Annotated in this window: 21 protein-coding genes; 9 read left to right on the top strand and 12 right to left on the bottom strand. The window is 72.9% G+C overall.

Translation table 11 applies throughout. The features are described 5' to 3' along the window. Positions 1-80: 80 nt before the first annotated feature. The gene (locus tag ACQPY4_RS06095) at positions 81-3,263 is read left to right on the top strand and encodes a BTAD domain-containing putative transcriptional regulator (protein ID WP_433333297.1); all 3,183 of its coding nucleotides are present in this window, start codon (positions 81-83) and stop codon (positions 3,261-3,263) included. Here the strand turns inward: ACQPY4_RS06095 and ACQPY4_RS06100 are convergent. From ACQPY4_RS06100 to ACQPY4_RS06110, 3 genes are all read right to left on the bottom strand, one after another. Then, on the bottom strand, positions 3,253-4,371 hold the full coding sequence (locus ACQPY4_RS06100; RefSeq protein WP_433333299.1) for a type III PLP-dependent enzyme: 1,119 nt from the start codon (positions 4,369-4,371) through the stop codon (positions 3,253-3,255). The two genes, ACQPY4_RS06095 and ACQPY4_RS06100, sit on opposite strands and share 11 nt — an antisense overlap. Before the next feature lie 69 nt (positions 4,372-4,440). After that, positions 4,441-5,490 carry an LLM class flavin-dependent oxidoreductase gene (locus ACQPY4_RS06105; protein WP_433333301.1) on the bottom strand — a complete coding sequence of 350 codons (1,050 nt, stop codon included), beginning with the start codon at positions 5,488-5,490 and terminating at the stop codon, positions 4,441-4,443. Positions 5,491-5,579: 89 nt separating this feature from the next. After that, positions 5,580-6,758: an ABC transporter substrate-binding protein gene (locus ACQPY4_RS06110; protein WP_433333303.1), complete on the bottom strand. Its 1,179-nt coding sequence runs from the start codon at positions 6,756-6,758 to the stop codon at positions 5,580-5,582. Between the two features lie 185 nt (positions 6,759-6,943). Between ACQPY4_RS06110 and ACQPY4_RS06115 the strand changes: the two genes are divergently transcribed. The 3 genes from ACQPY4_RS06115 to ACQPY4_RS06125 are packed head-to-tail and all read left to right on the top strand — an operon-like array spanning position 6,944 to position 10,681. Beyond that, a complete protein-coding gene (locus ACQPY4_RS06115) occupies positions 6,944-9,715 on the top strand; it encodes a sensor histidine kinase (protein ID WP_433333305.1) in 2,772 nt (923 codons plus the stop codon). Beyond that, positions 9,712-10,092, top strand: coding sequence for a DUF742 domain-containing protein (locus tag ACQPY4_RS06120; RefSeq protein ID WP_433333307.1), 381 nt, complete (start codon positions 9,712-9,714; stop codon positions 10,090-10,092). Before ACQPY4_RS06115 ends, ACQPY4_RS06120 begins: the two co-directional genes overlap by 4 nt. Next, positions 10,073-10,681 carry a GTP-binding protein gene (locus tag ACQPY4_RS06125; protein WP_433333309.1) on the top strand — a complete coding sequence of 203 codons (609 nt, stop codon included), beginning with the start codon at positions 10,073-10,075 and terminating at the stop codon, positions 10,679-10,681. Before ACQPY4_RS06120 ends, ACQPY4_RS06125 begins: the two co-directional genes overlap by 20 nt. Positions 10,682-10,834: 153 nt before the next feature. On the opposite strand, the gene qcrB is transcribed toward ACQPY4_RS06125, so the two are convergent. The 4 genes from qcrB to ACQPY4_RS06145 all read right to left on the bottom strand — a co-directional run bounded on the left by qcrB (position 10,835) and on the right by ACQPY4_RS06145 (position 14,593). Then, on the bottom strand, positions 10,835-12,472 hold the full coding sequence (qcrB, locus tag ACQPY4_RS06130; RefSeq protein WP_433333311.1) for a cytochrome bc1 complex cytochrome b subunit: 1,638 nt from the start codon (positions 12,470-12,472) through the stop codon (positions 10,835-10,837). Beyond that, positions 12,453-13,394, bottom strand: coding sequence for an RNA polymerase sigma factor SigJ (sigJ, locus tag ACQPY4_RS06135; protein WP_433333313.1), 942 nt, complete (start codon positions 13,392-13,394; stop codon positions 12,453-12,455). Before sigJ ends, qcrB begins: the two co-directional genes overlap by 20 nt. Before the next feature lie 86 nt (positions 13,395-13,480). Next, positions 13,481-14,107, bottom strand: a complete 627-nt coding sequence (locus ACQPY4_RS06140) for a hypothetical protein (RefSeq protein WP_433333315.1) — start codon at positions 14,105-14,107, stop codon at positions 13,481-13,483. 84 nt (positions 14,108-14,191) lie between these two features. Beyond that, positions 14,192-14,593 carry a YchJ family protein gene (locus tag ACQPY4_RS06145; protein WP_433333317.1) on the bottom strand — a complete coding sequence of 134 codons (402 nt, stop codon included), beginning with the start codon at positions 14,591-14,593 and terminating at the stop codon, positions 14,192-14,194. Positions 14,594-14,762: 169 nt separating this feature from the next. Between ACQPY4_RS06145 and ACQPY4_RS06150 the strand changes: the two genes are divergently transcribed. After that, positions 14,763-17,090 (top strand): terpene synthase family protein, encoded by a 2,328-nt coding sequence (locus ACQPY4_RS06150; RefSeq protein WP_433333319.1) that lies wholly within the window; start codon positions 14,763-14,765, stop codon positions 17,088-17,090. Here ACQPY4_RS06150 and ACQPY4_RS06155 read toward each other — a convergent pair. Beyond that, positions 17,087-17,899 carry an NAD(P)H-binding protein gene (locus tag ACQPY4_RS06155; RefSeq protein WP_433333321.1) on the bottom strand — a complete coding sequence of 271 codons (813 nt, stop codon included), beginning with the start codon at positions 17,897-17,899 and terminating at the stop codon, positions 17,087-17,089. The two genes, ACQPY4_RS06150 and ACQPY4_RS06155, sit on opposite strands and share 4 nt — an antisense overlap. Positions 17,900-18,031: 132 nt before the next feature. Here ACQPY4_RS06155 and ACQPY4_RS06160 point away from each other — a divergent pair, with 132 nt between their 5' ends. Then, a complete protein-coding gene (locus tag ACQPY4_RS06160; RefSeq protein ID WP_433333323.1) occupies positions 18,032-18,823 on the top strand; it encodes an SDR family oxidoreductase in 792 nt (263 codons plus the stop codon). Here the strand turns inward: ACQPY4_RS06160 and ACQPY4_RS06165 are convergent. Together ACQPY4_RS06165 and ACQPY4_RS06170 are read right to left on the bottom strand one after the other, a co-directional pair. Beyond that, positions 18,810-19,388, bottom strand: coding sequence for a TetR/AcrR family transcriptional regulator (locus ACQPY4_RS06165; protein ID WP_433333325.1), 579 nt, complete (start codon positions 19,386-19,388; stop codon positions 18,810-18,812). The genes ACQPY4_RS06160 and ACQPY4_RS06165 overlap by 14 nt on opposite strands. Positions 19,389-19,404: 16 nt before the next feature. Continuing rightward, positions 19,405-20,334, bottom strand: coding sequence for a LysR family transcriptional regulator (locus ACQPY4_RS06170; protein ID WP_433333327.1), 930 nt, complete (start codon positions 20,332-20,334; stop codon positions 19,405-19,407). Between the two features lie 97 nt (positions 20,335-20,431). On the opposite strand from ACQPY4_RS06170, the gene ACQPY4_RS06175 reads away from it, so the two are divergent. Both ACQPY4_RS06175 and ACQPY4_RS06180 read left to right on the top strand, forming a co-directional pair. After that, positions 20,432-21,070 carry an NAD(P)-binding oxidoreductase gene (locus ACQPY4_RS06175; RefSeq protein ID WP_433333329.1) on the top strand — a complete coding sequence of 213 codons (639 nt, stop codon included), beginning with the start codon at positions 20,432-20,434 and terminating at the stop codon, positions 21,068-21,070. Beyond that, complete coding sequence (locus tag ACQPY4_RS06180; RefSeq protein WP_433333331.1) at positions 21,067-22,128, top strand: DUF7405 family protein; 1,062 nt, start codon at positions 21,067-21,069, stop codon at positions 22,126-22,128. Before ACQPY4_RS06175 ends, ACQPY4_RS06180 begins: the two co-directional genes overlap by 4 nt. On the opposite strand, the gene ACQPY4_RS06185 is transcribed toward ACQPY4_RS06180, so the two are convergent. Beyond that, a complete protein-coding gene (locus tag ACQPY4_RS06185; RefSeq protein ID WP_433333333.1) occupies positions 22,095-23,015 on the bottom strand; it encodes a LysR family transcriptional regulator in 921 nt (306 codons plus the stop codon). The genes ACQPY4_RS06180 and ACQPY4_RS06185 overlap by 34 nt on opposite strands. 81 nt (positions 23,016-23,096) lie before the next feature. Between ACQPY4_RS06185 and ACQPY4_RS06190 the strand changes: the two genes are divergently transcribed. Continuing rightward, positions 23,097-24,044, top strand: a complete 948-nt coding sequence (locus ACQPY4_RS06190; protein ID WP_433333335.1) for a Gfo/Idh/MocA family protein — start codon at positions 23,097-23,099, stop codon at positions 24,042-24,044. On the opposite strand, the gene ACQPY4_RS06195 is transcribed toward ACQPY4_RS06190, so the two are convergent. Then, positions 24,045-24,572 (bottom strand): SAM-dependent methyltransferase, encoded by a 528-nt coding sequence (locus ACQPY4_RS06195; protein WP_433333337.1) that lies wholly within the window; start codon positions 24,570-24,572, stop codon positions 24,045-24,047. Positions 24,573-24,632: the final 60 nt, after the last annotated feature.

Raw genomic sequence — 24,632 nt, forward strand, 5'->3', positions numbered from 1 at the left:
TGCTTGACGTGCTCCACTCTGCCGGGAGGCGTTTACGGGATTCTTACGGTGGGACGTTCGCGCACGTTATCGTGCCTTTCATGCGTTTCGGGGTGCTGGGGCCGCTGGCCGTTTGGACCGATGACGGGGAGCCCGTCGCGGTCCCCGGGTTGAAGGTGCGGGCGCTGCTGGCCGACCTCCTGGTGAACGAGGGACGGCCCGTCCCGGCGGACCGGCTGATCGACGACCTGTGGGGGGACGCGCCGCCCAAGGGGAATCCGCCCGGGGCCCTGTCGGCCAAGGTGTCGCAGCTGCGCCGCGTCCTGGAGGACGCCGAGGCCGGGGCGAGGGGGCTGGTGGCGTCCCGTCCGGCGGGTTACGCGCTGCAGACTGACCGGGTGGACGCGCGGCGCTTCGAGGCACTGCGGTCCGAGGCGCGCGAGAGCGCGGAACCCCGGGTGAAGGCCGAACTGCTGGGCGAGGCGCTGGGGCTGTGGCGCGGCCCCGTCCTGGCCGACTTCGCCGACGAGGAGTTCGCCCGCGCGACGATCACCCGGCTGGAGGAGCTGCGGCTCGCGACGATCGAAGACCGGGCCGAGCTGCGGCTGGCGCTGGGGGAGCACGTGGCGCTGGCGGGGGAGCTGGGCGACGTGCTGGCCGTGAACCCGTTCCGCGAGCGGCTCAGGGCGGCGCACATGCGCGCCCTGTACCGGGCGGGACGTCCGAGCGAGGCGCTGGAGAGCTTCGACCGGATGCGCGAGCGGCTGGCCGACGAGCTCGGCCTCGACCCCGGGCCCGAACTGGTCTCCCTCCAGCGGGCGATCCTCAACCAGGACCCGTCGCTGGACGCGCCCGCGCCGCGGCCCAGGCCCCGCACGAACGTGAAGGTCCCGGCCACCGAGCTGATCGGCCGGGACGGCGCCGTCGACGAGATCGGCGCGCGGCTGGAGTCCGGGCGGCTGGTCACGCTGACCGGGCCGGGCGGCGTCGGCAAGACCCGGCTGGCACTGGAGACCGCGGGCCGTCTCAACGGGACGTTCGGCGACGGCGTCTGGCTGGTCGAGCTGGCCCCGCTGGACCGCGCGGCCGTGGCGCTGCCCGACGAGGTGATGCGGGTCCTGGACATCCGCGACGAGCCCTCGGGCGGCGAGCCGCTCAGCCCGATCGACCGGCTGATCGGGTCGTTGCGGCCGCGGCGGCTGCTGCTGGTGCTCGACAACTGCGAGCACGTCGTCGAGCAGGCCGCCGACCTGGTGGAACGGCTGCTGACCGAGGTCCCCGGCCTGCGGGTGCTGGCCACCAGCCGCGAGCCGCTCGGCCTGCCCGAGGAGGTCGTCTGGGCCGTCCCGCCGCTGGAGGTGCCGCCCGAGGACGGCGAGCCCGGGGCGCTCGCGGAGGCGGGCGCGGTGCGCCTGTTCGCCGCGCGGGCGTCGGCCGCGTCCCGTGCCTTCCGGCTGGACGACGACAGCGCGGCGGCGGTCGCGACGCTGTGCCGCAGGCTCGACGGCATCCCGCTCGCGCTGGAGCTGGCGGCCACGCGCGTCCGGGCGCTGGGCGTGCACGGGCTGGTGGAGCGGCTCGACGACCGGTTCCGGCTGCTGGCCACCGGGCACCGGGGCGCGCCGCAGCGGCAGCGGACGCTCACCGCGATGATCGACTGGAGCTGGGAGCTGCTCTCCGAGCCCGAGCGCGCCGTGCTGCGCCGCCTGTCCGTGCACGCCGACGGCTGCACCCTGGAGGCCGCCGAGGCCGTCTGTGCCGGGGACGACGCCGACGACGTGCTCGACCTGCTGGTCAGGCTGGTCGACCGCTCGCTGGTGGTGATGGCCGAGGGCCCCCGCTACCGGCTGCTGGAGTCCGTGGCCGCCTACTGCGACGACCGCCTCAACGAGGCGGCGGAGCGCGAGCGCGTCCGCGCGGCGCACCGCCGCTACTACACCGAGCTGGCCGAGCGCGGCGAGCGCGATCTGCGGGGCCGCGAGCAGGCCCGCGGGCTGCGCGTCCTGTCGGCCGAGTCGGCCAACCTGCGCGCGGCCCTCGACGGCGCCATCGCCGACCGCGACGCGGAGTCCGCGCTCCGGCTGGTCAACGCGCTGGCCTGGTTCTGGCAGCTGCGCGGGCGGCTCACCGAGGCCCAGCGCTCCCTGGACGCGGCGCTCGCGCTCGACGCGGGTCCCCGCGACGCGCGGGCGATCGCGACGGCCTGGCGCGCGGGCGTGGCGCTGGGACGGGGCGACGAGCTCGAATGGCCCGCGCGCCGCGAGGCCGCCCTGGCCGCTCTCGACGAGGTCGGCGACCCCGTCGCGCGGGCGCGCGCCCAGTGGTTCCTGGTCTTCGCCGGGGTGGAGGTCGACGACCTCGACGCGGGCGCCGCGCTGCTCGGCCGCGCCCAGGAGACCTTCGCCGCCGAGGGCGACCGCTGGGGCCAGGCCGCGTCCCTGGTGCTGCGCGCGCACCACGCCCACGCGCGGGGCGACACGGCGCTGCTGCGCCGCGAGGCGGCCCTGGCCGCGAAGATGTTCGACGAGCTGGGCGATCGCTGGGGCCGCCTCCAGGCCGCCGCCTGGCTGGCCAACCACGCCGAGCTGACCGGCGACTACGACCGCGCGTTCCACCTCCAGCGCGAGGGGCTGCGCCTGGCCGAGGAGCTGCGGTTGTGGCCCGAGGCCGTGGTGCGGGTGGGCTGGCTCGCCTGGATCTCGCTGCAACGCGCCGCGTACCCGCAGGCCAGGGAGTACGCCGAGCGGCTGCGGGCGATGGCGGGCGACCAGCGCCGCGAGCCGCTGGGCGCGATGGCCGAGCTGGTGCTCGGGCTGGTCGACCGCCGCGAGGGCGACCTCGACTCGGCCCATGTGCGGCTGCACGCCCTGCTCGACGCGATGCCGCCGCCCGAGGCGGCGCCGCCGCTGTTCCTGCCGCTGATCCTGGTCGGGCTCGGCTACGTGCACGAGCTGCGCGGCGACGCCGACCGGGCGCTGGCCTTCCACCGCGACGCCCTGGAGGTCTCCGTCCGGCACCAGTGGCCGAGGGACATCGCGTTCTCCCTGGAAGGGCTCGCGGGCGCGCTCGCGCTCGCGGGACGCCATGCCGAGGCCGCCAGGACGCTCGGCGCCGCCGCGACCGCGCGGGCCTCCCACGGCCTGACCGCGGGTCCCGCCGAGCGGGAGGACATCGACCGCGTCGCCGCGGCCGTGCGCGCCGAGCTGGACGAGGACGCCTACCGGTCCGAGTACGACGGCGGCACCGCCGAGTCGCCCGGCGAGTGCCTGGCCCTCAGGACGTGACGTAGTGGAACGCGGGCTTGGGATGCATCAGGAAGTCGTGGTGGGAGATGTTCCACGCGTAGGCCCCGGCCATTGAGAACGCCACCACGTCCCCGACTGCGAGCCGCGTGACGGGGACGTCCCGGGCGAAGACGTCCTTGGGGGTGCACAGCTGCCCCACCAGCGTGACGGGCGCGTCCTCGACCGACGGGCCGGGCTCGTCCCGGGGCAGGACGGTGAACGGCTGGTCGTGGTTCTTGGTGACGGGCGTGCGGAGGTGGTGCGTCCCGCCGAGGAGCACCGCGTACCAGGCGCCGTGGGCCCGCTTCACGTCCAGGACGCGCGTCACGTACCAGCCGCAGTAGACGCTGATCGCGCGGCCGGGTTCGATGCGGAGCGTCTCCCCGGGGAGGGCGAGATCCGCGACGCGGCGGCCGTAGGACGTCCAGTCGAAGCGGCTCCCGGGGGCGGCGTAGTCGACGCCCATGCCGCCGCCCAGGTTGATCTCGGGGCTCTCGACACCCGCCTTCTCCAGCCAGGGACGCGCCCAGCCGAGCACCTCCCGCGACTGGCGCACCGCCGCGTCCGCGTCCAGGCCGGACGCCAGATGGGCGTGGACGCCGCGCAGCCGGACCCACGGGGCGCCGCGCAGCATCTCGCGGCAGGCGTCCATGGCCTCGGGGTCCATCCCGAACGGCCCGGACATCGCCAGCGCCACGCCCGCGCGCTCCCCGGCCAGGTTGACCCGCAGCAGGACGTCGGCGTCCCGGCGGAACGCCGCCAGGCGCCGCAGCTCGTGCGGGCTCTCGACATGGACGCGCTCGGCCTCGCGCAGGGCGAGCCCCAGCTCGGTATCGGTCTTGCCAGGACCGCCGAAGGCGAGCCGGGCGTCCGGGAGCACGGCCCTGACGTGTTCGAGCTCGCCCCCGGAGGCGACCTCGATCCCGTCCACCAGGGGCGCGATCGTCTCCAGCACCCGGGCGTCGGGGTTGGCCTTGGCCGCGTAGAAAAGCTCCACGCCCCGCGTCTTCTCCCGGACACCGGCCAAATGGCGTCCCAGCGCGCCGATGTCGTAGACGTAGGCGGGAAGCTCCGCGGGCACATGGGAGTCGACCATCCGCGGATCCATGACCATCCTGTTCCCTTCCGGCGCGGCGAGGGGCCGCGCACCCCGAGTGCGCGGCCCCTCTGGAAACTATTACGGGAAGGCCGGCATCAGGTGGTCGTGGATGAGACGGAGCTGGGCATCGACGCCGGCCACGCCGTCGACCTCGCGGCCGGTGAGGCTCTTCACCAGGGCGGAGTCGGTGATGGCGCAGATCATGTGGTTGACGCCGGTGGGGGCGATATCGGTCTGGATCTTCTCCAGGCACTCGGCGGGGGTCCCGGCGATCGAGAGCTTGGCGGCGATCTCGGGGCTGGTCAGTTCGATCGCCTTGGCCAGGTCGCCGCCGCCGATCGCCTCGATGATCGGAGCCACCTCGGCGGGCGCGACACCGTTGCGTTCGAGCTGCTCGGCGGGCATGGCCGAGGCGTACAGGCCGACCATGCTGCGGGCGGCCTCCCGCGCGGCGTCGCCGTCCTCGCCGGTCGCGAAGACCACCCAGGCGCCGATGTCCTGGGCCTTCCAGTCCTTGCCCGCGCGCTCGGCGCCGATCCTGAAGTTCTCGACCGCGTATTCGTAGGCCTCGCGCGAGTAGCTGAGCGCGTGGTGGACGCCGTCCGACAGCTCGCCCGCCGCCTGGAACGACTTCGGCCCGCGCATCGCGCCGATCTTGACCGGCAGATGCTCCTGGACGGGACGGGCGAAGGTGAACAGGCCGTCGTAGGAGTAGAACTCGCCGTCGCGGGTGATGGTGCCCTCGTCCAGCAGGGTCCGGACGACCGCGACGGCCTCCTTCACGCGGGTGAGGGGCTTGGTGGTCGTCCAGTCGATCTTGTACTGGGCCAGGACGCCGAAGTTGCCGCTGCCGAGCACGACCTCGGCGCGGCCGCCGGTCAGCTCGTCCAGGGTCGCGGCGGCCTGGGCGATCAGGGACGGCTCGCGGAGGGTGACGGCCGAGACGCTCGGGCCGAGCCGGATCCGGGAGGTCTGCGCGGCCGCGGCCGCGAAGAGCAGCCACAGGTCCTTGTGCCACGGTTCGTCCGCCGCGTAACACGCGTAGAAGCCGAGCTCGTCGGCCAGCCTGATGGAGGCCAGGGACTCGGTCAACGGGTAGTCGGGGAGCATCGCGTAGCTGAACTTCACAGGTGCTGTCTCCTTGTATGCGCTGCGTGCGCCATCAGGGGAAGTGGAGAGCGTGGTGCTGTGTGCGCGGTGTCCTCGGCCTCACCTCCTCAGCCCTTGATCTGGGTCCACGCCCGAGCCCAGCGGGCATAGTCGACGCACTTGGTGCCCCTGCCCCCGCCGCAGTCGGCCACGGGCGTCTTCCAGAAGCTGATCCGGCGGTAGAAGGCGGCGTCCCCGGCCTGGAACTGGGCGCAGAAGCCCTTGGCGGTGTAGCGGCACGCCCGGGGGTTCGCGGGTGCCTGCCCGAAGAACTGCGCGACCTGGGCCTGGATCTTCGGGAGCGTGATCCAGTTCATCCACTTGTACATGCAGTTGGGGTTCTTCGCCTTGGACGCCACCATCCAGGTGTCGGACCAGCCCGTCGCCCCCTCGGACGGGATCACGGTGGCCACCGGCACGTTCTGGGCGCGGGCCAGGTTGGCGTTGACCTGCCAGGCGGTACCGGCGTGCAGGTCGCCGAGGTTGAACGCGCGCACCTCGTCGAGGTAGTTGTGCCAGTACAGCGAGACGTTCGGCCGCTGCCGCTTGAGCAGGTCGACGGCGGCGTCGAACTGCTCTTCGGTCAGCTCGTACGGGTCGGTGATCTTCAGCTCGGGCCGGTGCGCCCTCAGGTACAGCGCGGCGTCGGCGATGTAGATGGGGGAGTCGTAGGCCGCGACGTTGCCCGCCGCGGGCGAGTCGGGCTCCCACACCACGCTCCACGACTTGGGAGGCGGGGTCAGCTTGTCGGTGCGGTACATCAGGTAGTTGGCGCCGTACCCGTGCGGCACCCCGTACATCTGCCCGCCGACCGCGTTGTACGGCTGGTTCTTCAGGTAGGCCGCGATGTCGGGGTAGTTGCTGAGCAGCGCGGTGTTGACCGGGGCGACGTCGCCGCCGTACACCAGCCGCAGGCTCGCGTCGCCCGAGGCCGAGACGCCGTCGTACTTGCCGCTGCGCATCAGCGACACCATCGCGTCGGAGGTGTCGGCGACCTTCACCTCGACCCTGCAGCCGGTGGCGCGGACGAACGGGTTGACCCAGTCGACCTTCTTGTCGGTGGAGCCGTTCTCCGCGTACCCGGCCCAGGTCACCAGGCTGAGACGGCCCTCGCCGTTCCCGATGACCTGCTGCATCGGGACCTGCGGGACGAGGGACTGCCGCTCCCCGTCGTCCCCGGCCGAGCAGGCGGTGACGAGCGTGACGGAGAGCGCCGCGGCCGACAGCCGCCGCCGGATTCCAGGCATGGACGTCCTTTCCCGGCGCCGGCTCATCGTGACCACGGTCGCGGATTCTAGGGGCCCCACAGTCGGGCATGCAGGGCGAACAGGTAAGGATCTATCTCTTTCGGTGCACCACGCACAAACCGCCGCGTTCGCTGTACCCTCATCTGCGATCGGTGATCGCCGCCTAACGGAGAGCCCAGGAGACAGTGCGTTCAAGGGACCGCCGCACGGGACCGCGGATCGGCCGTCGCCGGACCGGTCCAAGGACCGGTCCGTTCCGGACCGTCCGCTTCAAGGTCGTCCTGCTGGTCCTGGTCTCCCTGATCTCCCTCAGCATTTTGTGGGCCTTCTCGGCCTGGGTCACCCTCGGCGAGGGCCTGAACCTGCGCAAGGTGAAGGCCATCCAGGAGCACTACGAGTACCCGTCGGGCGCCGTCGGCGGCGCGCTCCAGACCGAGCGCCGCCTCACCCTGGTCTACCTCGGCAGCGGCTCGGCGTCCGACCGCGCGGCGATGGAGTCCGGACGGCTGGTCACCGACCGCCAGGCCGCGCTGTTCCGCGACCTGTCCGGGCACAAGGAGGCCAGGGACGCCGCCCCCGCCCAGACCCGCCGCCTGGCCGACGAGGTCGTGGCCGGGCTCAACAACCTGGCCGGACGCCGCGCGACCGTCGACGACGGCCGCACCATCCGCAGCCAGGCGTTCGCCGACTACACCGCGCTGATCGCGCGCATCGGGACCCTCCAGGGGTCGCTGTCCACGCTGAGCAACCCCGAGGTCGCCAGGGACGCCCGCAACCAGGTCTCGCTCGCCCGCGCCCGCGAGGCGCTCGCCCAGGAGGACGCGCTGATCACCGGCGCGCTGGCCACCGGCCGGATGAGCCGCACCGAGCACGCCGAGTTCATCAAGCTCGTGGGCACCCAGCGCTCGCTGTTCGCGCTGGCCGAGCCCGAGCTGCGCCCCGAAGACCGCTCCTACCTGCTGCGGATCATCAACTCGCCCGAGTTCGGACGGCTCCGCTCGCTGGAGGACCGCTTCGTCCAGATGACGCGGCTGCCCAAGGCGTCGCCCGCCGACGAGACCGCCGGGCTGTGGCGGGTCACCGCCGACTCCAGCCTCACCCGGCTGCGCGGCGTCGAGCTGGCGCTCGGCGAGGCGTCCGAGCGGCGCGCCGAGCCGATCTCCAACGGCATCATCACCCGGCTGATCCTCGCCGGTGCGCTCGGGCTGGTCGCCGTGCTCGTCTCGATCGTGCTGGCGATCTGGTCCGCCCGCTCGATCATCCGCGACCTCAACGAGCTCAAGCGCGAGGCGCTCGACCTGGCCGACACCCGGCTGCCGCGCGTCATCCAGCGGCTGCGCCGGGGCGAGGAGGTCGACGTGCTGGCCGAGGTGCCGCCGCTGGCCTTCGGAACCCGCGAGATCGACCAGGTCGGCCAGGCGTTCAACGCCGCCAGGCGGACCGCGATCGCGGGCGCGGTCGACGAGGCCGCGCTGCGCCGCGGCATCAGCGAGGTGTTCGTGAACCTCGCCCGCCGCAGCCAGACCCTGCTGCACCGCCAACTGGGCCTGCTGGACGAGATGGAACGCCGGATCAGCGAGCCCGACGACCTGGAGGACCTCTTCCGCGTCGACCACCTGGCCACCCGCATGCGCCGCCATGCCGAGGGCCTGATCATCCTGTCCGGCCAGGCGCCGGGCCGGGGCTGGCGCAACCCGGTCGCGGTGATCGACGTCGCGCGCGCCGCCGCCTCGGAGGTCGAGGACTACACCCGCGTGACGGTCGCGCCCATGCCGCAGGCGGCCGTCACCGGAATGGCCGTGGCCGACCTCATCCACCTGCTCGCCGAGCTGATCGAGAACGCGACCTCGTTCTCGCCGCCGCACACCACCGTCCAGGTGACGGGCCAGCTCGTCGCCCGCGGCTTCACCATCGAGATCGAGGACCGCGGCCTGTCGATGGACGGCCCGAGCCTGGCCGAAGCCAACGCCCGGCTGGCCGACCCGCCGGAGTTCGACCTGACCAACTCCGACCGGCTCGGCCTGTTCGTGGTCGGGCGCCTGGCGCAGCGCCACGGCGTCCAGGTCACGCTGCGCACGTCGCCGTTCGGCGGGATGAGCGCGATCGTCCTGCTTCCCGAGGCGCTGGTCGTGCGGGGCGACGCCGACGACCTGATCTCGCCGCGCCGCTCGCAGGAGACGCTGATCCACGCGGGCGCCTCCGGCGAGCCCGTCCCGCCCGCCCGCGACGCCTCGGTGGTCCGCCTTCCCGAGCCGGGCCCCCGCTACCAGCAGTCCGCCGAAACGCCGTGGCGCCCGGCTCCGCCCGAGCCGCCCGCCCCCCGTTCCGATCCCGGGCCGTTCGACCCTCCGAGCGGCCAGGACAACCCCGTCCCCGAGAACATCAGCTGGGAACGGCCCGCCCCGGCCGAGGAGGATCCAGCCATGGACCCCGCCCTCCCTCCAGTCCCCACACCACCCCCCACGTTCGCGACCGGCGCGCCGACGACCGGGCCCCTGCCCGGCTTCGTTTCCGCGGAGGCCGGCGACCCTGGCGCGACCAATGACGCCGAGGCGGAGCCTGCCGACGAGTGGACGCCGCACCCGGGTACGCAGAGCGCTGCGCCCGAGGAGGCCGTTCCGGAAACCGGGATCGTGTTCCCGGGTGAGGCCCTCCCCGCACCCGCGCCTGCGCCCGCGCCCGCGCCTGCTCCGGCGCCGGAAGCGGCCCCGGCCGCGCGCAAGGAGCGGCCCGCGCTGCCCAAGCGCGTCCGGCAGGCGAACCTGGCTCCGCAGCTGCATCGAGAGGAACGCGAGAAGCGGGCCGCACGCGAGGTGCCCCTGGGCGCCCCCACCGAGGCCGACGGCGCCCGGCAGGGGCGCTCGCCCGAGGAACTGCGCCGGATGATGTCGTCGATCCAGCAGGGGACGCGACGCGGCCGCTCGGAGGCGGCCGCCTCGGCCGACGAGGAGACATGAGCCGTCCCGGCAACGAGTGGCTGGACGAGGACGCGGGGCCCGTCGTCCGGTCCTACGCCCTCACCCGGGGACGGGCGCGTCCCTCGACTCGGGGCGAGGAACTGGAGATGATCGCGATCATCGCGGCCGTCCCCACCGCTCCGGAGCTCATGCCCGAGCTCGGACCCGAGCATCTGGCGATCCTGGAGCTGTGCGGCAGGCCGCAGTCCGTCGCCGAGATCGCCGGACGGCTCGGGCTGCCGCTGGTGGTGGTGCGGGTGCTGCTCGGCGACCTGCTCGGCCACGGGCTCGTGACGGTCAGGAGGCCGGGGGCCGGCAGCGGCCACGTGAACCAGGGCCTGCTCAGGGAGGTGCTGCATGGACTCGAAGCGCTCTGACGACCCCGCCGACGCGATGCCGTTCGGCATCAAGATCCTCGTGGCGGGCGGGTTCGGGGTCGGCAAGACCACCTTCGTCGGCTCGGTCAGCGAGATCGAGCCGCTGCGGACGGAGGAGGTGCTGTCCGAGCGCAGCGTCGGCGTCGACGACCTCGGCGGCGTGGAGCGCAAGACGACCACGACGGTCGCCATGGACTTCGGGCGCATCACGATCCGCGAGGACCTGATCCTCTACCTGTTCGGCACCCCGGGCCAGGACCGCTTCTGGTTCATGTGGGACGAGCTGTCGCTGGGGGCGCTCGGCGCGGTCGTCATGGCCGACACCCGGCGGCTGGACGACTGCTTCCCGGCCGTGGACTACTTCGAGAGCCGGGGCCTGCCGTTCGTGGTGGCGGTGAACTGCTTCGACGACGGGTACGACTACCTGCCGGGCGAGATCCGCGAGGCGATGGACCTCGCCGAGACCACCCCGGTGGTCTTCTGCGACGCGCGGCGCCGCGACTCGGCCAAGCGGGTGCTCACCGCGCTGGTGCGGCACCTGCTGACCATCGGCGAGACGCGCGAGCCCGCTTCGGCCTCGACCGGGTAAGGAACGTTCCGATCCGGGACGGTACGGAAATCGTCCCGCTCTCCGGCCGTTCGGCCGCTGACCTTCCTCGATGGTCCGAGGCGGCGAGCGCGCGGACCGGAGGGGCGGTCGTCTTCCGGCCCGCCGTGCGCTCGCCGCCCGTCCCGCCGGGCGTCATCGGTTCCCGTGAGTAGTCCGTTCCTCCTCGGGAGCCTCGACGGCGGCGGTGCCGGTGGGGACCTCGGCCAGGCCCGTCCGGAAGCGGCGGTTGAGCGCGACCCGCGCCCGGCCCAGCATCGTGCGCGTCCGCGGGTTCTCGACGTCGTTCACCTCGGGCCCGCCGAGCACGGCGGCCGGGGCGGGACGCGGGTCGGTGATCCTGGCGATCTGCTCCTCGGGCAGGGGCCGCTCGACCTCGACGTACTTGCCGGACGGCAGGCGGCGGATGATGCCGGTCTCCAGCCCGTGATCGGCCAGGGCGCGGTCGCGGCGCTGGAGCCCCAGGCACATGCGGTAGGCGATCACGTAGGCCAGCACGGGGCCGAGGATGATGGCGACGCGGAAGAACCACGTCGTCGCGAACAGGTCCACCTCGAAGCGCTGGGCCACGATGTCGTTGCCGCCCGCCAGCCACAGCAGCCCGTAGAACGTCACGCCCGCCATGCCGATGCCCGTCCGGGCGGGCACGTCGCGCGGGCGGTCGAGCAGGTGGTGGATCTGGTGGTCGCCGGTGACCCAGCGTTCCAGCCACGGATAGACGCCGAGCCCGGTGAACAGCAGACCCGGGACGACCAGCGCCGGAACCGCCACGTTCAGCGAGAGCGTGTGCCCGAACGCCGAGAACTCCCAGCCGGGCATGATCCGCAGGGCGCCCTCCAGCCAGCCCATGTACCAGTCGGGCTGGGAGCCCGCGCTGATCGCGCCCGGGTCGTAGGGCCCGAACAGCCACACCGGGTTGATCTGGATGAACGCCGCCAGCAGCGTCGTCACCCCGATCACCCACAGGAACAGCGCGGTCGTCTTGCCGATGAAGACGGGGAAGAACGGGACGCCCTTGACCGACCGCTGGGAACTGCCCTTCCCCGGGTACTGCGTGTGGGTCTGGCGCCAGGTGAGCATCACCGCGTGCACCGGGATCATCGCGGCAAGGATTCCCGGGATCAGCAGGACGTGGATGATGTAGAGGCGCGGGATGATGTCGTCCCCGGGGTACTCGCCGCCGAACAGGAACATCACCAGGTACGTCCCGACGAGCGGGATCGCGGCCAGCACGCCCTCCAGGATGCGGATGCCGGTGCCCGACAGCAGGTCGTCGGGCAGCGAGTAGCCGAACAGGCCGTTCAGCATCACCAGCATGAACATGATGATCCCGAGCACCCAGTTGAGCTCGCGGGGCTTGCGGAACGCGCCGGTGAAGAAGTTGCGCAGCATGTGCACGACGATCGACGCCATGAAGATCAACGTCGCCCAGTGGTGGATCTGCCGGACCAGCAGCCCGCCGCGCACGTCGAAGCTGATCTCCAGCGTGGAGGCGTACGCCTCGCTCATCTCGACGCCGCGGAGCTTGGTGTAGGAGCCGTCGTAGACGACCTCGGTCATGCTCGGCTTGAAGAACAGCGTCAGGAACACCCCGGTCAGCAGGATGACCACGAACGAGTACATCGCGATCTCGCCGAGCAGGAAGCCCCAGTGGTCAGGGAACGCCTTGCGCGCAGCCTTCTTGGCCCAGGACGTGCCGCCGAACCGGTCGTCGACGGCGCGGCCGGTGGCGGCCAGGGCGCCGGGTTGTGGCCTACCGGGACGGGACGACATCGATCCCTCCTTGTTCGTCGGGTGCGGGCGGCACCAGGTGTGCGAGCTTGTCGGGGTTGAACACGCCGTAGATCTGGCGGATCTCGCGGCCGTGCCCGTCGGTCTCCAGCGACAGGAACAGATGGGCGCGCCCGTGCTCGTCGGTGAACAGCACCTGGCACGTCCCGCCGATCTGCGCCCACTCCGCGCGGAAATCGGCGAGGGGCGGCGCCACCCGGGACAGGAGGCGGGAGACCTTCTCGGCGCCGTGGACGGGGCGCAGCGCCGCGCGGACCTTGCCGCCGCCGTCGGTCCAGAGCGTCACGTCGGGCGCCAGCACCCGCACCAGCGCGGAGATGCTGCCGCCGAGCGAGGCGTTGACGAACCGCTCGGCCGCGTCGCGGGCGGTGGCCGGGTCGACCTCGAAGCGCGGTCGGCGGGCCTCGACGTGCTGGCGGGCCCGGTGGGTCAGCTGGCGGACGGCGACGGGCGAGCGGTCCAGGATCTGGGCGATCTCGCCGTGGTCGAACGCGAACGCCTCCCGCAGGACGAACGCCGCGCGTTCCAGCGGGGTCAGGGTCTCCAGGACGACCAGCAGCCCCAGCGAGACGTCGTCCTCGCGGTCCAGCTCCTCGGTGGGGTCGGGATCGGTCCACAGCGGCTCGGGGAGCCACGGGCCGATGTAGCGTTCGCGGTCGCCGCGCGCCCGCCGGATCCTCTCCATCGCCAGATGAGTGGTGATGCGCACCATGTAGGCGCGGTGGTTGCGGACGCCGTCGTGGTCGACGGCCGCCCAGCGCAGCCAGGTCTCCTGGACGACGTCCTCGGCGTCGGCGACGCTGCCGAGCATGTCGTAGGCGATGGTGAACAGCAGACTCCTGTGCTCACCGAACGCCGCCAGCTCCGGTGCCGCGTCCTCCGGCTGCTCCTGTGGCCCTGCCATCGGTGGTGTCCCTTCGACGATCTTTCGGTCATGAAGACTCGGCGGGCCGCGGAACTGTGACATCCGGGCACCGGCTGTGTCGGGCCTCACACCGCGGCCATCGGACGGCGCCGGTAGCGGGACCGCCAGCTCGCCCGGTACAGCAGCCGGACGGGCGGCGGCAGCAGCCGCATCACGGCCGCCTCGGTCGTGCGCGGCGCCCCGTCCAGCAGCCAGGGCAGGTAGTCGGCCAGCCCCCTGCGGCCCAGGAGCCGGCGGCTCTCGATCTCGAACGCGGCCCACTCGTAGGGGCTGAGCGCGTACGGCAGCAGCGGCAGCGCCACGGCCTCCTTGAGGTCGAGGTGGTGGTGGAACGCGGCGGCGAACTCGCGCGAGTGGCGGGCGAGCGCGCGCTCGTCGCCGTAGGCCAGGGCCGCGTCGACGGCGTCCATGCGGGAGATCAGCCTGACCTCGCCCAGTTCGAGCTCGGCCAGCGCGGCCAGCCGCGGCGGGTCGCCGGCGAGCCGGGACGGCGCGACCCGCCAGAGGAACCGTCCCTCGGCCTCGTTCTGGAACGCCAGGCGGCGCTTGAAGGCGGCCCAGCCGTCGGCGGCGAACAGGTCGCGTCCGGGGCCGGTGGCGGCCAGCCGGGCCAGATCACGCCGGAAGGCCCGGTAGGCGGCGTAGAGCATCGTCATGTCGAAGCCGTCCGGCGAACGGGATCCCGCGTCCACGTGTCTCCTCCCCAAGGTGGTTCCCCGGGCATGAGACGCGTTCGGCCCCCCGATTTGTGACATGAGGGGGGAAATTCGCCGGGTCTAGGGCGTGGTGCCCTTGAGGTAGACCCAGGCGCCCTCGTGACGGACGAAGGAGCTGAGCTCGTGGAGCTCGCCGTCCCGCCCGTCCTGGATGTAGCGGGCGCGGAACTCCACCGTCCCCTCGGTGTGGAAGGGGCTGCCGCCGGTCGTGGCGACGATCTCCAGGTCGCGCCAGCGCAGGCCCCGCTCGAAGCCGACCACCGGGGGACGGGTCGCCGGGTGCCAGCTCCTGAGCAGGTAGCCGGCGTCCTGCTTGACGAAGGCGCTGAACCGCGAGCGCATCAGCTGCTCGGCCGTGGACGCGGCGGCCTGCCCGCGATGGACGCGCCCGCAGCAGTCCCGGTAGGACGAAGGCAGCCCGCAGGGGCAGGGCGGCGGGGACGCGGGGCGACGTTTGGCCATCGGTCCATTGTGGTGGCTCGGCGCGACAATCACTTCGCGGTGACGCTTGCGTGATGAGCTGTGAGCGGAGTGTGACCGATCAAGCGGCGTTGGGACGCGTGGGACGTGCCGATACTGAGGGCGAGGCTGATGGCGAACCGACACGGCTGGGGTGTTCCGCGTAATGAGCGTGATCAAGTCCGTTGCGACCGACGTGCCTTCGACCCAGGTGAAGCCGCCTTCCCCGCCCTCGGGGCCGACCGGGCTCGGCACCTCCGCCGCCCGTCTCGTCGAACGGCTGGCCGCCCCGCCGCCCGAGCCGCCCGAGCCGCCGGGCGAGCCCGCCCAGGAGCCCGCCGAGGAGACCGGAGCGACCGCGGAGCAGCCGTTCGAGCTGCCCGACTTCTACATGTCGTATCCGGCGCGGCTGAACCCCCACGTCGAGGAGGCGCGCAGGCACAGCGGGCAATGGGCCCGCGACATGGAGATGCTGGAGGGCTCGGGCATCTGGGAGCAGCACGACCTCGACTCCCACGACTACGCGCTCCTGTGCGGTTACACGCACCCCGACTGCGACGCGACCGAGCTCAACCTGATCACCGACTGGTACGTGTGGGTCTTCTTCTTCGACGACCACTTCCTGGAGACGTTCAAGCGCACCCACGACCGCGAGGCGGGCCGGGCCTACCTGGCCCGCCTCCCGCTGTTCACGCCCATGAACCTCGACGACGAGGTCCCCGAGCCCACCAACCCGGTCGAGGCGGGCCTGGCCGACCTGTGGGCGCGCACCGTCCCGGCCATGACGGCCGGCTGGCGGGCCCGGTTCGCCGAGCACACCGAGCACCTGCTGAACGAGTCGCTCTGGGAACTGTCCAACATCAACGAGCACCGGGTGCCCAACCCGGTGGAGTACATCGAGATGCGCCGCCGGGTCGGCGGCGCGCCCTGGTCGGCCTGCCTGGTCGAGCACGCGGCGCAGGCCGAGATCCCGGCCGCGGCCGCCGCGACGCGCCCCATGGCGGTGCTGCGCGACGCCTTCGCCGACGCCGTCCACCTGCGCAACGACCTGTTCTCCTACCAGCGCGAGGTCGAGGACGAGGGCGAGCTGAGCAACGGCGTCCTGGTCCTGGAGACGTTCTTCGGCTGCACCACGCAGGAGGCGGCCGACGCCGTCAACGACCTGCTGACCTCGCGGTTGCAGCAGTTCGAGCACACGGCGCTGACCGAGCTCGGCCCGATGTTCGCCGAGAAGGGCCTCGACCCCGTCGAATGCGCCCGGGTGCTGGCCTACGTCAAGGGCCTTCAGGACTGGCAGTCGGGCGGCCACGAGTGGCATATGCGGTCGAGCCGGTACATGAACAAGCGGGCGGGCTCGTCCCGGCGGGCCATCCTGCCGAGCGGGCCCGGCACCTCGGCGGTCGACATCACCACGATGCTGGGCGTGAGCCGCCTGCGGAACTACGCGCACACGCCCCACAAGACCGGGCCCTCCCGGGTGCCCGACATCTACATGCCATTCGAGGCCAAGAGCAGCCCTCACCTCGAAAGCGCGCGCGCCAACGTCGTCGAGTGGGCGCATCGGATGGGGATACTGCTGCCGCAGCCGGGCGTCCCGGGCTCCGACGTCTGGGACGAGGAGAAGCTCGTCGACTACGACCTCCCGCTCTGCGCCCAGGGTCTGCACCCCGACGCCTCACCCGACGAGCTCGACCTGTCCTCGCAGTGGCTGGCCTGGGGGACCTACGCCGACGACCTCTACCCGGCCGTCTTCGGCCGCTCCCGCGACCTGGCCGGGGCGCGGCTGACCAACGAGCGGCTCCGCGCGCTGATGGCGGTCGACGCGCCGTCGCCGGTCGTCCCGTCCAGCGCGCTGGAACGCTCGCTGGCCGACCTGTGGGGCCGCACCGCGTCCCCGCTGCCGGTCGAGGCCAGGCGCCGGTTCCGCGCCGCGATCGAGGTCATGCTCGACTCGTGGATCTGGGAGCTGGTCAACCAGGCCCAGAACCGCGTCCCCGACCCGGTCGACTACGTCGAGATGCGCCGCGCGACCTTCGGCTCCGACCTCACGATGGCGCTCTGCCGGATCTCGCACGGGCAGGGCGTCCCGGACGAGATCTACCAGAGCGGGCCCATGCGGTCGCTGGAGAACTCGGCCGCCGACTACGCCTGCCTGCTCAACGACGTCTTCTCCTACCAGAAGGAGATCGAGTTCGAGGGCGAGGTGCACAACGCGATCCTGGTGGTGCGCACGTTCTTCGGCTGCGACTACCCGGTCGCGCTGCACATCGTCAACGACCTGATGACCTCGCGCATGCGGCAGTTCGAGCACGTGGTCGCGCACGAGCTGCCGATCCTGTACGACGACCACGGGCTGAGCCCCGAGGTCCGCGAGACCCTCGCCGGTTACGTCACCGAGCTCCAGAACTGGATGTCGGGCATCCTGGCCTGGCACCGGGGCTGCCGCCGCTACACCGAGCCCGACCTGATCCGCCACTACGGCCCCAGCGTGGTCCCCTAGGCGAAGCGCGCCGCGTGCTCCTTCGCCCACTCGGCGAAGGAGCGCGCGGGACGGCCGGTCACGTCCTCGACCGTTGAGGTGACGGTGTAGCCCATCGGGGGCGGATCGGCGTGCCAGCCGACGACGAAGTCGACCATGTCCTCGGAGTGGCCGGCCGCGCGCATCCGCTCGCGGGCCTGCTCCTCGGTGAGCTCGACGTACTCGATCTCCCGGCCGAGCGCGGCGGACAGGACACCGATCTTGTCCGGGACGGTCAGCGCCTCGGGCCCGCTGATCACGTACGCCCGGCCCGCGTGGCCCGGCGAGGTGAGCGCGGCGGCCGCGACGCGGGCGATGTCGCCCTCGTGCACCATCGCGTTGCGGGTCTCGGCGAACGGCTCGCGGACGACCCCTTCGGTGCGGATCGCCTCGGCCCACGCGAGCGCGTTCGACATGAACTCGGTCGGTTCGAGCAGCGTCCAGTCCAGCCCGCCGTCCTGGACGGCCTCCTCGACGGGCCCGCGCTCGCCGCCCCACAACACGGTCACGCGCCGCACCCCGGCCTTCTCGGCCAGCCGGGCGATGTCGGGTCCGGTCGTGAGCGTCCCCGTCTCGCCCGCGGTGATCAGGTGCAGCCCGGTCGCGCCGTCGAGGGCGCGCTCCAGGGTCTCGGGCCGGGTGAGGTCGCCGCTCACGAACTCCACTCCGTCCAGGGGCGGCGCGCTCGCCGGGTCCCGGGTCAGGGCGCGCACTCGGTGGCCCGCGTTCGTCAGTTCCTTCACGAGGTGGCGGCCGACATTGCCGGTCGCTCCGGTCACGAGAATCGTCATAGAACGGACGTTAGGACCTCAATCTCCCTTGAGGTCAAATCCCGATCTTGTGGCGGGATGGCGGGGCGTACTAGCGTGAGGCGAAGATAGTGAACGTTCCCTATCATTCGCTTCGAGTTCTTGGGAGACCTTGTGGATCTACAGCTTTCAGGGAAGACCGCCGTCGTCACCGGTGGGAGCAAGGGCATCGGGCTCGCCGTCGTGCGGCTGCTGATCGAGGAGGGGGTGCGCGTGGTGGCGGCGTCTCGCAGGCCCACTCCGGAGCTGAAGGAGACCGGCGCGACCCATGTGGCGGTCGACCTCTCCACGGCCGAGGGGACGGCCGAGCTGGCCGACCGGGCGCTGCGGGAGCTGGGCGGCATCGACCTGCTGATCAACAACGTGGGCGTCGGCGACACCGAGGACATGGTGCAAGGGGCCGTGACCTCCCTGCTCGACCTGCCGGACGACGCCTGGCGGCACAGCCTGGACCTGCACTTCTTCAGCGCGCTGCGGCTCAGCCGCGCCGTGCTGCCCAGCCTGGTCGAGCGCCGGGGGACGATCGTCAACGTCTCGTCCATCGGCGCCCGGCTGGTCGGCGGCGGACCGATCGACTACAACGTCGCCAAGGCGGCGCTCAACGCGCTCACCAAGGTCGTCGCCGAGCAGTACGGCGACCGGGGCGTCCGGGCCGTCACCGTGTCGCCCGGACCGGTCAGCACCGGGGTGTGGACCGACCCCGACGGGTTCATCGCGCGCGTGGCCCGGGAGCAGGGCCTCACCCACGAGGGGCTCGTCGAGCAGCTGAAGGAGCGCATGGGCGCCAGCACGGGACGCCTCAGCACCCCCGAGGAGGTCGCCCGGCTGATCGTGTTCGCCGCCGCCCCGAACAACATCACCGGCGCCGACCTGCTGGTGGACGGGGGGATCGTCAAGTCCGCCTGAGCGCGTCGTCGAGGATCAGCTCGACCAGCGCGCGGGCCTGCGCGGCCGGCCCCTCGGCGCCCAGTGCCATGGTGGCCGTCTTCGCGCCCTCCATCACCAGGTACAGCCGGTCGGCGAGCGCCGGGGCGTCGGGCACGCCCAGGTCTCCGGTCAGCTCGCCCAGGCGGTCGCGCAGCCAGTCCTTGCCCTTGACCGCGTACCGGTGGGCGGGCAGCGTCGAGTCGGGGAACTCCGCCAGCGTCATCATGTTCGCGCAGCCCCGGAAGCCCCCGGGACGCAGCTGCTCGGCATGGGCGTCGAAGATCGCGAGGATCTTCTCGCGGGGCGCGAGCGTCTCGTCGGCCATCACCTGGCCGAACCAGGACTGGCACAGCTCGTTCGCGCGCTCGACGTAGGCCGCGATCAGGTCGTCCTTGGAAGGGAACTGGCGGTAGAGGGTCGTGGGCGTCACCCCGGCCTCGGCGGCGATGGTGTCGACCCCGGTCGCCCGGATGCCGTTCCAGTAGAACAGCTCGTGGGCGACCTGGAGCACATGCTCGCGGGTCTCGGCCGCGCTGCGTCGCATGGTGACCTCCTCTCCTTCATGATACGGAGCGACCGGCCGATCCTTCGTCGAGCCAGCCCTCCGCGCGGGCGGTGGCCAGGGCGACCGCCTCGAAGCGCTCGGCGGCCGGGGAGGGCGACGCGGCGGGCAGCACCAGCCGGACGAGCAGCCGCGCCGGGTCGGCCAGCGGCACCCAGCGCAGCCAGTCTGCGATCCCCTCGGCCGACTCCTCGCCCACGATGCCGATGCTGCGCGCGTCGCGCAGGGGCCGCTGGCTGGGGTCGAAGGCGACGGTCCGCTCGACCAGGCGCGGCCGGACGCCCGCCCGCTCGAACAGCGCGACCAGCTGGTCGTAGTGGGCCGGGTTGGCCTCGCGCGGGTGCATGGTCACCGGGTAGGCGGCCAGATCGGCGGTCTCGGCGACCGCGCGTCCGGCGAGGGGGTGCTCGGCCGACACCAGGATTCCCTGCCGCTCCGAGCGGACGGTCCGCAGCCGCACCCCGCCGGTGGGCTCGGGCGTCCGGGCGATGCCGAGGTCGGCCCGGCCGGACAGGACGGCATCGGTGACGGCGGGCGTGCCCATCATCTCGGCGGCCACGTCGAGATCGGGATGCGCCTCACCCATGGCCTCGACCAGCCGGGGGACGGTGCCCCAGCCCGTGCTCGCGCTGTAGGCGATCCGCAGCCGGCCCAGCTCGCCGCGGCCCGCCCGGCGCGCGGCGTCCCAGACCTCCTCGAACCCGGCCAGCGCGGCGGGCCCGCGCTCCTGGAGCACCCGCCCGGCCTCGGTGAGCGTCACCCGGCGGGTGGTGCGTTCGAGCAGCCGCACCCCGAGCTGCGTTTCCAGCTGCCGGATCTGCGCGCTCAGCGCGGGCTGCGCGATGTGCAGGCGCGCGGCGGCTCGGGTGAAGTTGGATTCCTCCGCGACCGCCAGGAAGTAGCGGAGCAGCCGCACCTCGGGGATCATCGGTCCACTATAGGAAGCCGATTCATAGGCTCCGCCTCTGAGTCGAGAGCGACCGGGTCTTTCCCTCCGGGCGATCCCGCCGCCTACGTTCGGGCCCATGAAGCCCTCGTTCCCTCCCCGGAGCCTCGTCGTCGCCGGGTCGCGGTTCTCCGGGTCCACGGCCTCGCTCGTCGGTGACATCGCCGCGGAGCGCGGCCACGATGTCCGGCGCCTGGGCGACCTGGGGGACGGGCAGCGGGTGCGCACCGTGCTCGCCGACGCGGACGCCGCGGTGCTCGTCCCCAAACGGGGCGACGCCCGGCGCCACGCCCACGGGGCGGTCAGCCATCTGCTCGCCGAGGCCGCGGACGTCGCGCCCGGCCTGCACCTGATCCTGGTGAGCTCGTTCGCCGTCGGGCACGGGATGGCGCATCCGCTCAACCGCGTCGAGGGCGCGCTGCTGCCCGCCCGGATCGCGGCGGAGGCGGAGCTGCGCTCGTCCGGTCTGCCCTGGACGGTCGTCCGGCCGACCTGGCTGACCGACGACCCGCCCGGATCGCACGCGATCACGCTCACCCAGGACCCGCGCACCGACGGGATGGTCTCCCGCGCCGATCTGGCCACCGTGATCGTCGCGGCCGTCGAGGACCCCGCCGCGCGCGGGACGACCTTCGCCCTGTTCAACGAACCGGGTTCGCCGCCCGCCGACTGGTCCACCGCCTTCGGCCGCCTACGACAGGGAGAACCGGTCAGATGAAGACCCTGCCCGCCGCCCAGCACGCCTGGGAGGACACCTTCCGCGAGGACGAGGAGGGCCGCCCCCTCGGGCCCCGCTTCCACCGCCTGCTGATGCTCGACGTCGCCGGCGCCCCCACCGCCGCGGACGCCAAGCGGCTGGAGCGCACGCTGCGCGACCTCGAAGAACGCTTCCCGTATGGGCCCGACGGGGTCCTCACCTGCCTCGGGTGGGGGCCCGGGTGGTTCGTGCGGCACACGGGAGTCCGTTCTCCCGTCGCCCGTCCCGTTCCCATGGCGCGCTGGGAGAACCCCCGGCTGGAGGATGTCGACGCGTGTTTGCACCTGGCCTCCGATGACGAGGAGCGTCTCGCCGTCCTCGCCGACGAGCTCTTTCCTCCCGGGGGACGGCTGCGGGTGCGCGAGGTCCGCACGGGGTTCGCCGGGAGCGGCCTGCCCGCCGACCGGCTGCCGGGCCATTCGGTGCCGGGACGGGCGCCGCTGATGCTCGGGTTCCACTCGGGCCTGCGCGGCAACCAGGCGTCCGAGGACGAGATCACCGTCCAGGACGGCCCGCTCGCCGGGGGCACCACGATGCACGTCAGCCGGATCGGGCTCGACCTGGACAGCTGGTACGAGCAGGACGACGACACCCGCGCCGCCCAGATGTACGGCCCCGGGGTCACGCACGAGGAGGCGCAGCGGCTCGTCGAGGACGCCGGGAGCGACGCCGACCGGTTGCGGGCCATGGCCGCCGCGCACGGGCGGGTGGGGCACGCCCAGGCCACCGGCCGGGCCCGGCTCAACGGGCGGCCCCGCATCAACCGCCGCGACTTCGCCACGCTCGACGACGGCGCCCCCGGCACCCACTTCGTCTCGCTCCAGCGGACGATGGGCGACTTCAACGCCACCCGCGCGGTGATGAACGCCGCCGACGCCCGCGAGCACCACGCGGAGATCGGCACCCGGCGCAACAACGGCATCAACGCCTTCATCGAGGTGCGCAGCCGCGCCACGTTCGCCGTCCCGCCGAGGGCCCTGCGCGCCTACCCGTTCCTGCCCGCCGAGGACGATGGGTGAACGTCGTCGATGGCCTCGCGGAGCAGGTCGAGGAAGGCCGTCAGCGCCGGGTGGCCATGGCCCGCCTCCTTGACCACGGCGAACACCGACCGCGTCGGCGTGGGCCTGGTCACCGGGAGCCGGACCACGCCGTGCGACGGGACGGTCTCCAGCGCGAGCCGGGGCACCAGCGTCACCCCGAGCCCGGCGGCCACGAACGCCACGGCGGTGGCGTAGTCGTGGCCCTCGACGACGAAGTCGGGGCTGAAGCCCGCCGCGCCGCACGCCTCGATGATGGTGTCGCGGCACAGGCTGCTCGGCCACTCGTTGTCGACCCACGGCTCGCGGGCCAGCCGTCCCAGCTCGACCGACTCGGCCCCGGCCAGCGGGTGACCGGCCGGAAGGACGGCGAGGTAGGGGTCGTCGAGCAGCGGGATCGCGCGCAGGCCGGGCGGGACCCGGTCGTCGCGCAGCACCATGATCTCGGCGTCGGCGGGGTCGCGGGTGCCGTCCGGCAGGCCCTTGCTCAGCCGCAGCTCCAGCCGGACGTCGGGGAAGAGCCGTCCGAACCGGCCCACGACCCGGGGGAGCAGCACCGCGCCCGCGGTGGCGAAGTAGCGCACGGTCAGGCGTCCGGCCTTGCCCGCGCGCAGGTCGGCCAGCGCGGTCTCGGCGTCGGCGATCTTGCCTTGGATCTCCCGGGCGTGCCCGGCCAGCAGCCGTCCGGCCTCGGTCGGCCTGATGCCCCGCCCGTGCCGCTCGACCAGGACGGTGCCGGTCTCGCGCTGGAGCGACGCGACGTGCTGGCTGATCGCCGAGGGCGTGTAGCCCAGGTGGGAGGCGGCGGACTGGATCGACCCCGTCTCCACGACCGACCGGAGAACGATGAGGCGGTGAACGTCGAGCATCCGCCGACTCTACAGTCTCACTTCACAGTCATTAAGGAAGCATCGCTTGTGCTGTCGAATCAAGAGCTTGATCATGGACGTATGACGAACGAGGCGCCGATCCGGCTGGGAATCATCGGACTGGGCGCGATGGGGAGCGAGCTGCTCGACGTGGCGGACGCCCATCCCGACTTCACCGTGGTGCTGGGGGCCGACCCCAGTGCCGGGGCCGTCGAGCGCGCGCGGACGCGGCACCCCGGGGTCACCTTCACCCGGGACCCCGACGAACTGCTCCGGCACGAGGGCCTCGACGCCGTCTACATCGGCTCGCCGCCCGTCACCCACGCCGCCTACGCCCTGCACGCGATGAAGGCGGGCCTCGCGGTCTTCTGCGAGAAGCCGCTGGCCGTCAGCCTGTCCGAGGGCGAGCGCATGGTCGCCGCCGCCGCGGCCGAGGGCGCGGTCAACGCGCTGAACTTCACCCTGTCCGACCGCCGCGCCGCCCTCGAGGTCGGCCGCGCCCTGCGCGAGGACGAGGCCGGGACGGTGCTCGGCGTCGAGATGAGGTTCCTGTTCCCCGAATGGCCGCGAGAGTTCCAGCGCGAGGCCCGCTGGGTCGCGGGCCGCGAGCAGGGCGGGTTCCTGCGCGAGGTCGCCTCCCACTTCCTCTACCTCACCGACCGGCTGCTCGGCCCGCTCGTCCCCGAGCACAAGGACGTGGTCTACGGCACCGAGGACGAGGTCGAGGCCACCGCCCTGTACCGCGCGGGCGAGGTCCCCGTCCGGCTCCTCGGCCAGGTCGCCGCGGCGCCCGAGACCTACGAGTGGACGCTCTACGGCAGCAAGCGGTCGTACCGGATCACCGGCTTCGCCCGCCTTGAGGTCGCGGACGCGTCCGGCTGGACGCCCGTCGAGCTAGACGGCCCCCGGGGGACGGAGCACACGCGGCTGACCGCGTTCGCCCACGCCGTCCGGGGAGGCGAGGCCACGCTGCCCGACTTCGCCGCCGGGCTCCGCGTCCAGCGCCTGGTGGAACACCTGCACGCGTAGTCAGGGACCGGCCGGGGTCGCGGTGACGCACAGGATGGACGGCGAGCTGTTGCCCGTGTGCGCCGCCAGCCCGCCCCGGCGCAGCGCCCCCGTCACCGTCTCGACGACCTGCGCCGATCTGGCCGTCCCCGGCGGGCCCTCGTAGATCAGATGGAAGACGCCGCCCGGCGCCAGCAGCTCGCGGACGATCCCGGACTCGGGGCCCTCCGGGGTCGTCCAGAACACGTTCACGTTCACCGCGAAGATCTTGTCGAACCGCTCCTGGCCGGGCACGACCTCGCCCAGCGCGACCTGCCGGAAGTCGGCCAGGCCACGCGCGACGAACCCGGCGTTGCGCGCGGTCGCCCGCCCCACCGCCGTCGCCGACCGGTCGATCCCGACGAACCGGCCGTCCCCGGTCAGCCGCTCGCACACCAGCGCCGCCGCCACGCCCGGACCCGCGCCGATCTCCAGGATCCGGTCGTCCGGGCGGGGGTCGACCACCTGGACCGCCCTGCTCAGCCGTTCCGGTACCCGCGCCGCGGCCATCCCGCCTCCCCGATAGAGGACCCCGATTATGGCGTGCGGATCGGCGCCCGTGTCCGGCTT

The sequence above is a fragment of the Spirillospora sp. CA-294931 genome (assembly GCF_050946795.1).
Taxonomy (GTDB): Bacteria; Actinomycetota; Actinomycetes; order Streptosporangiales; family Streptosporangiaceae; genus Spirillospora.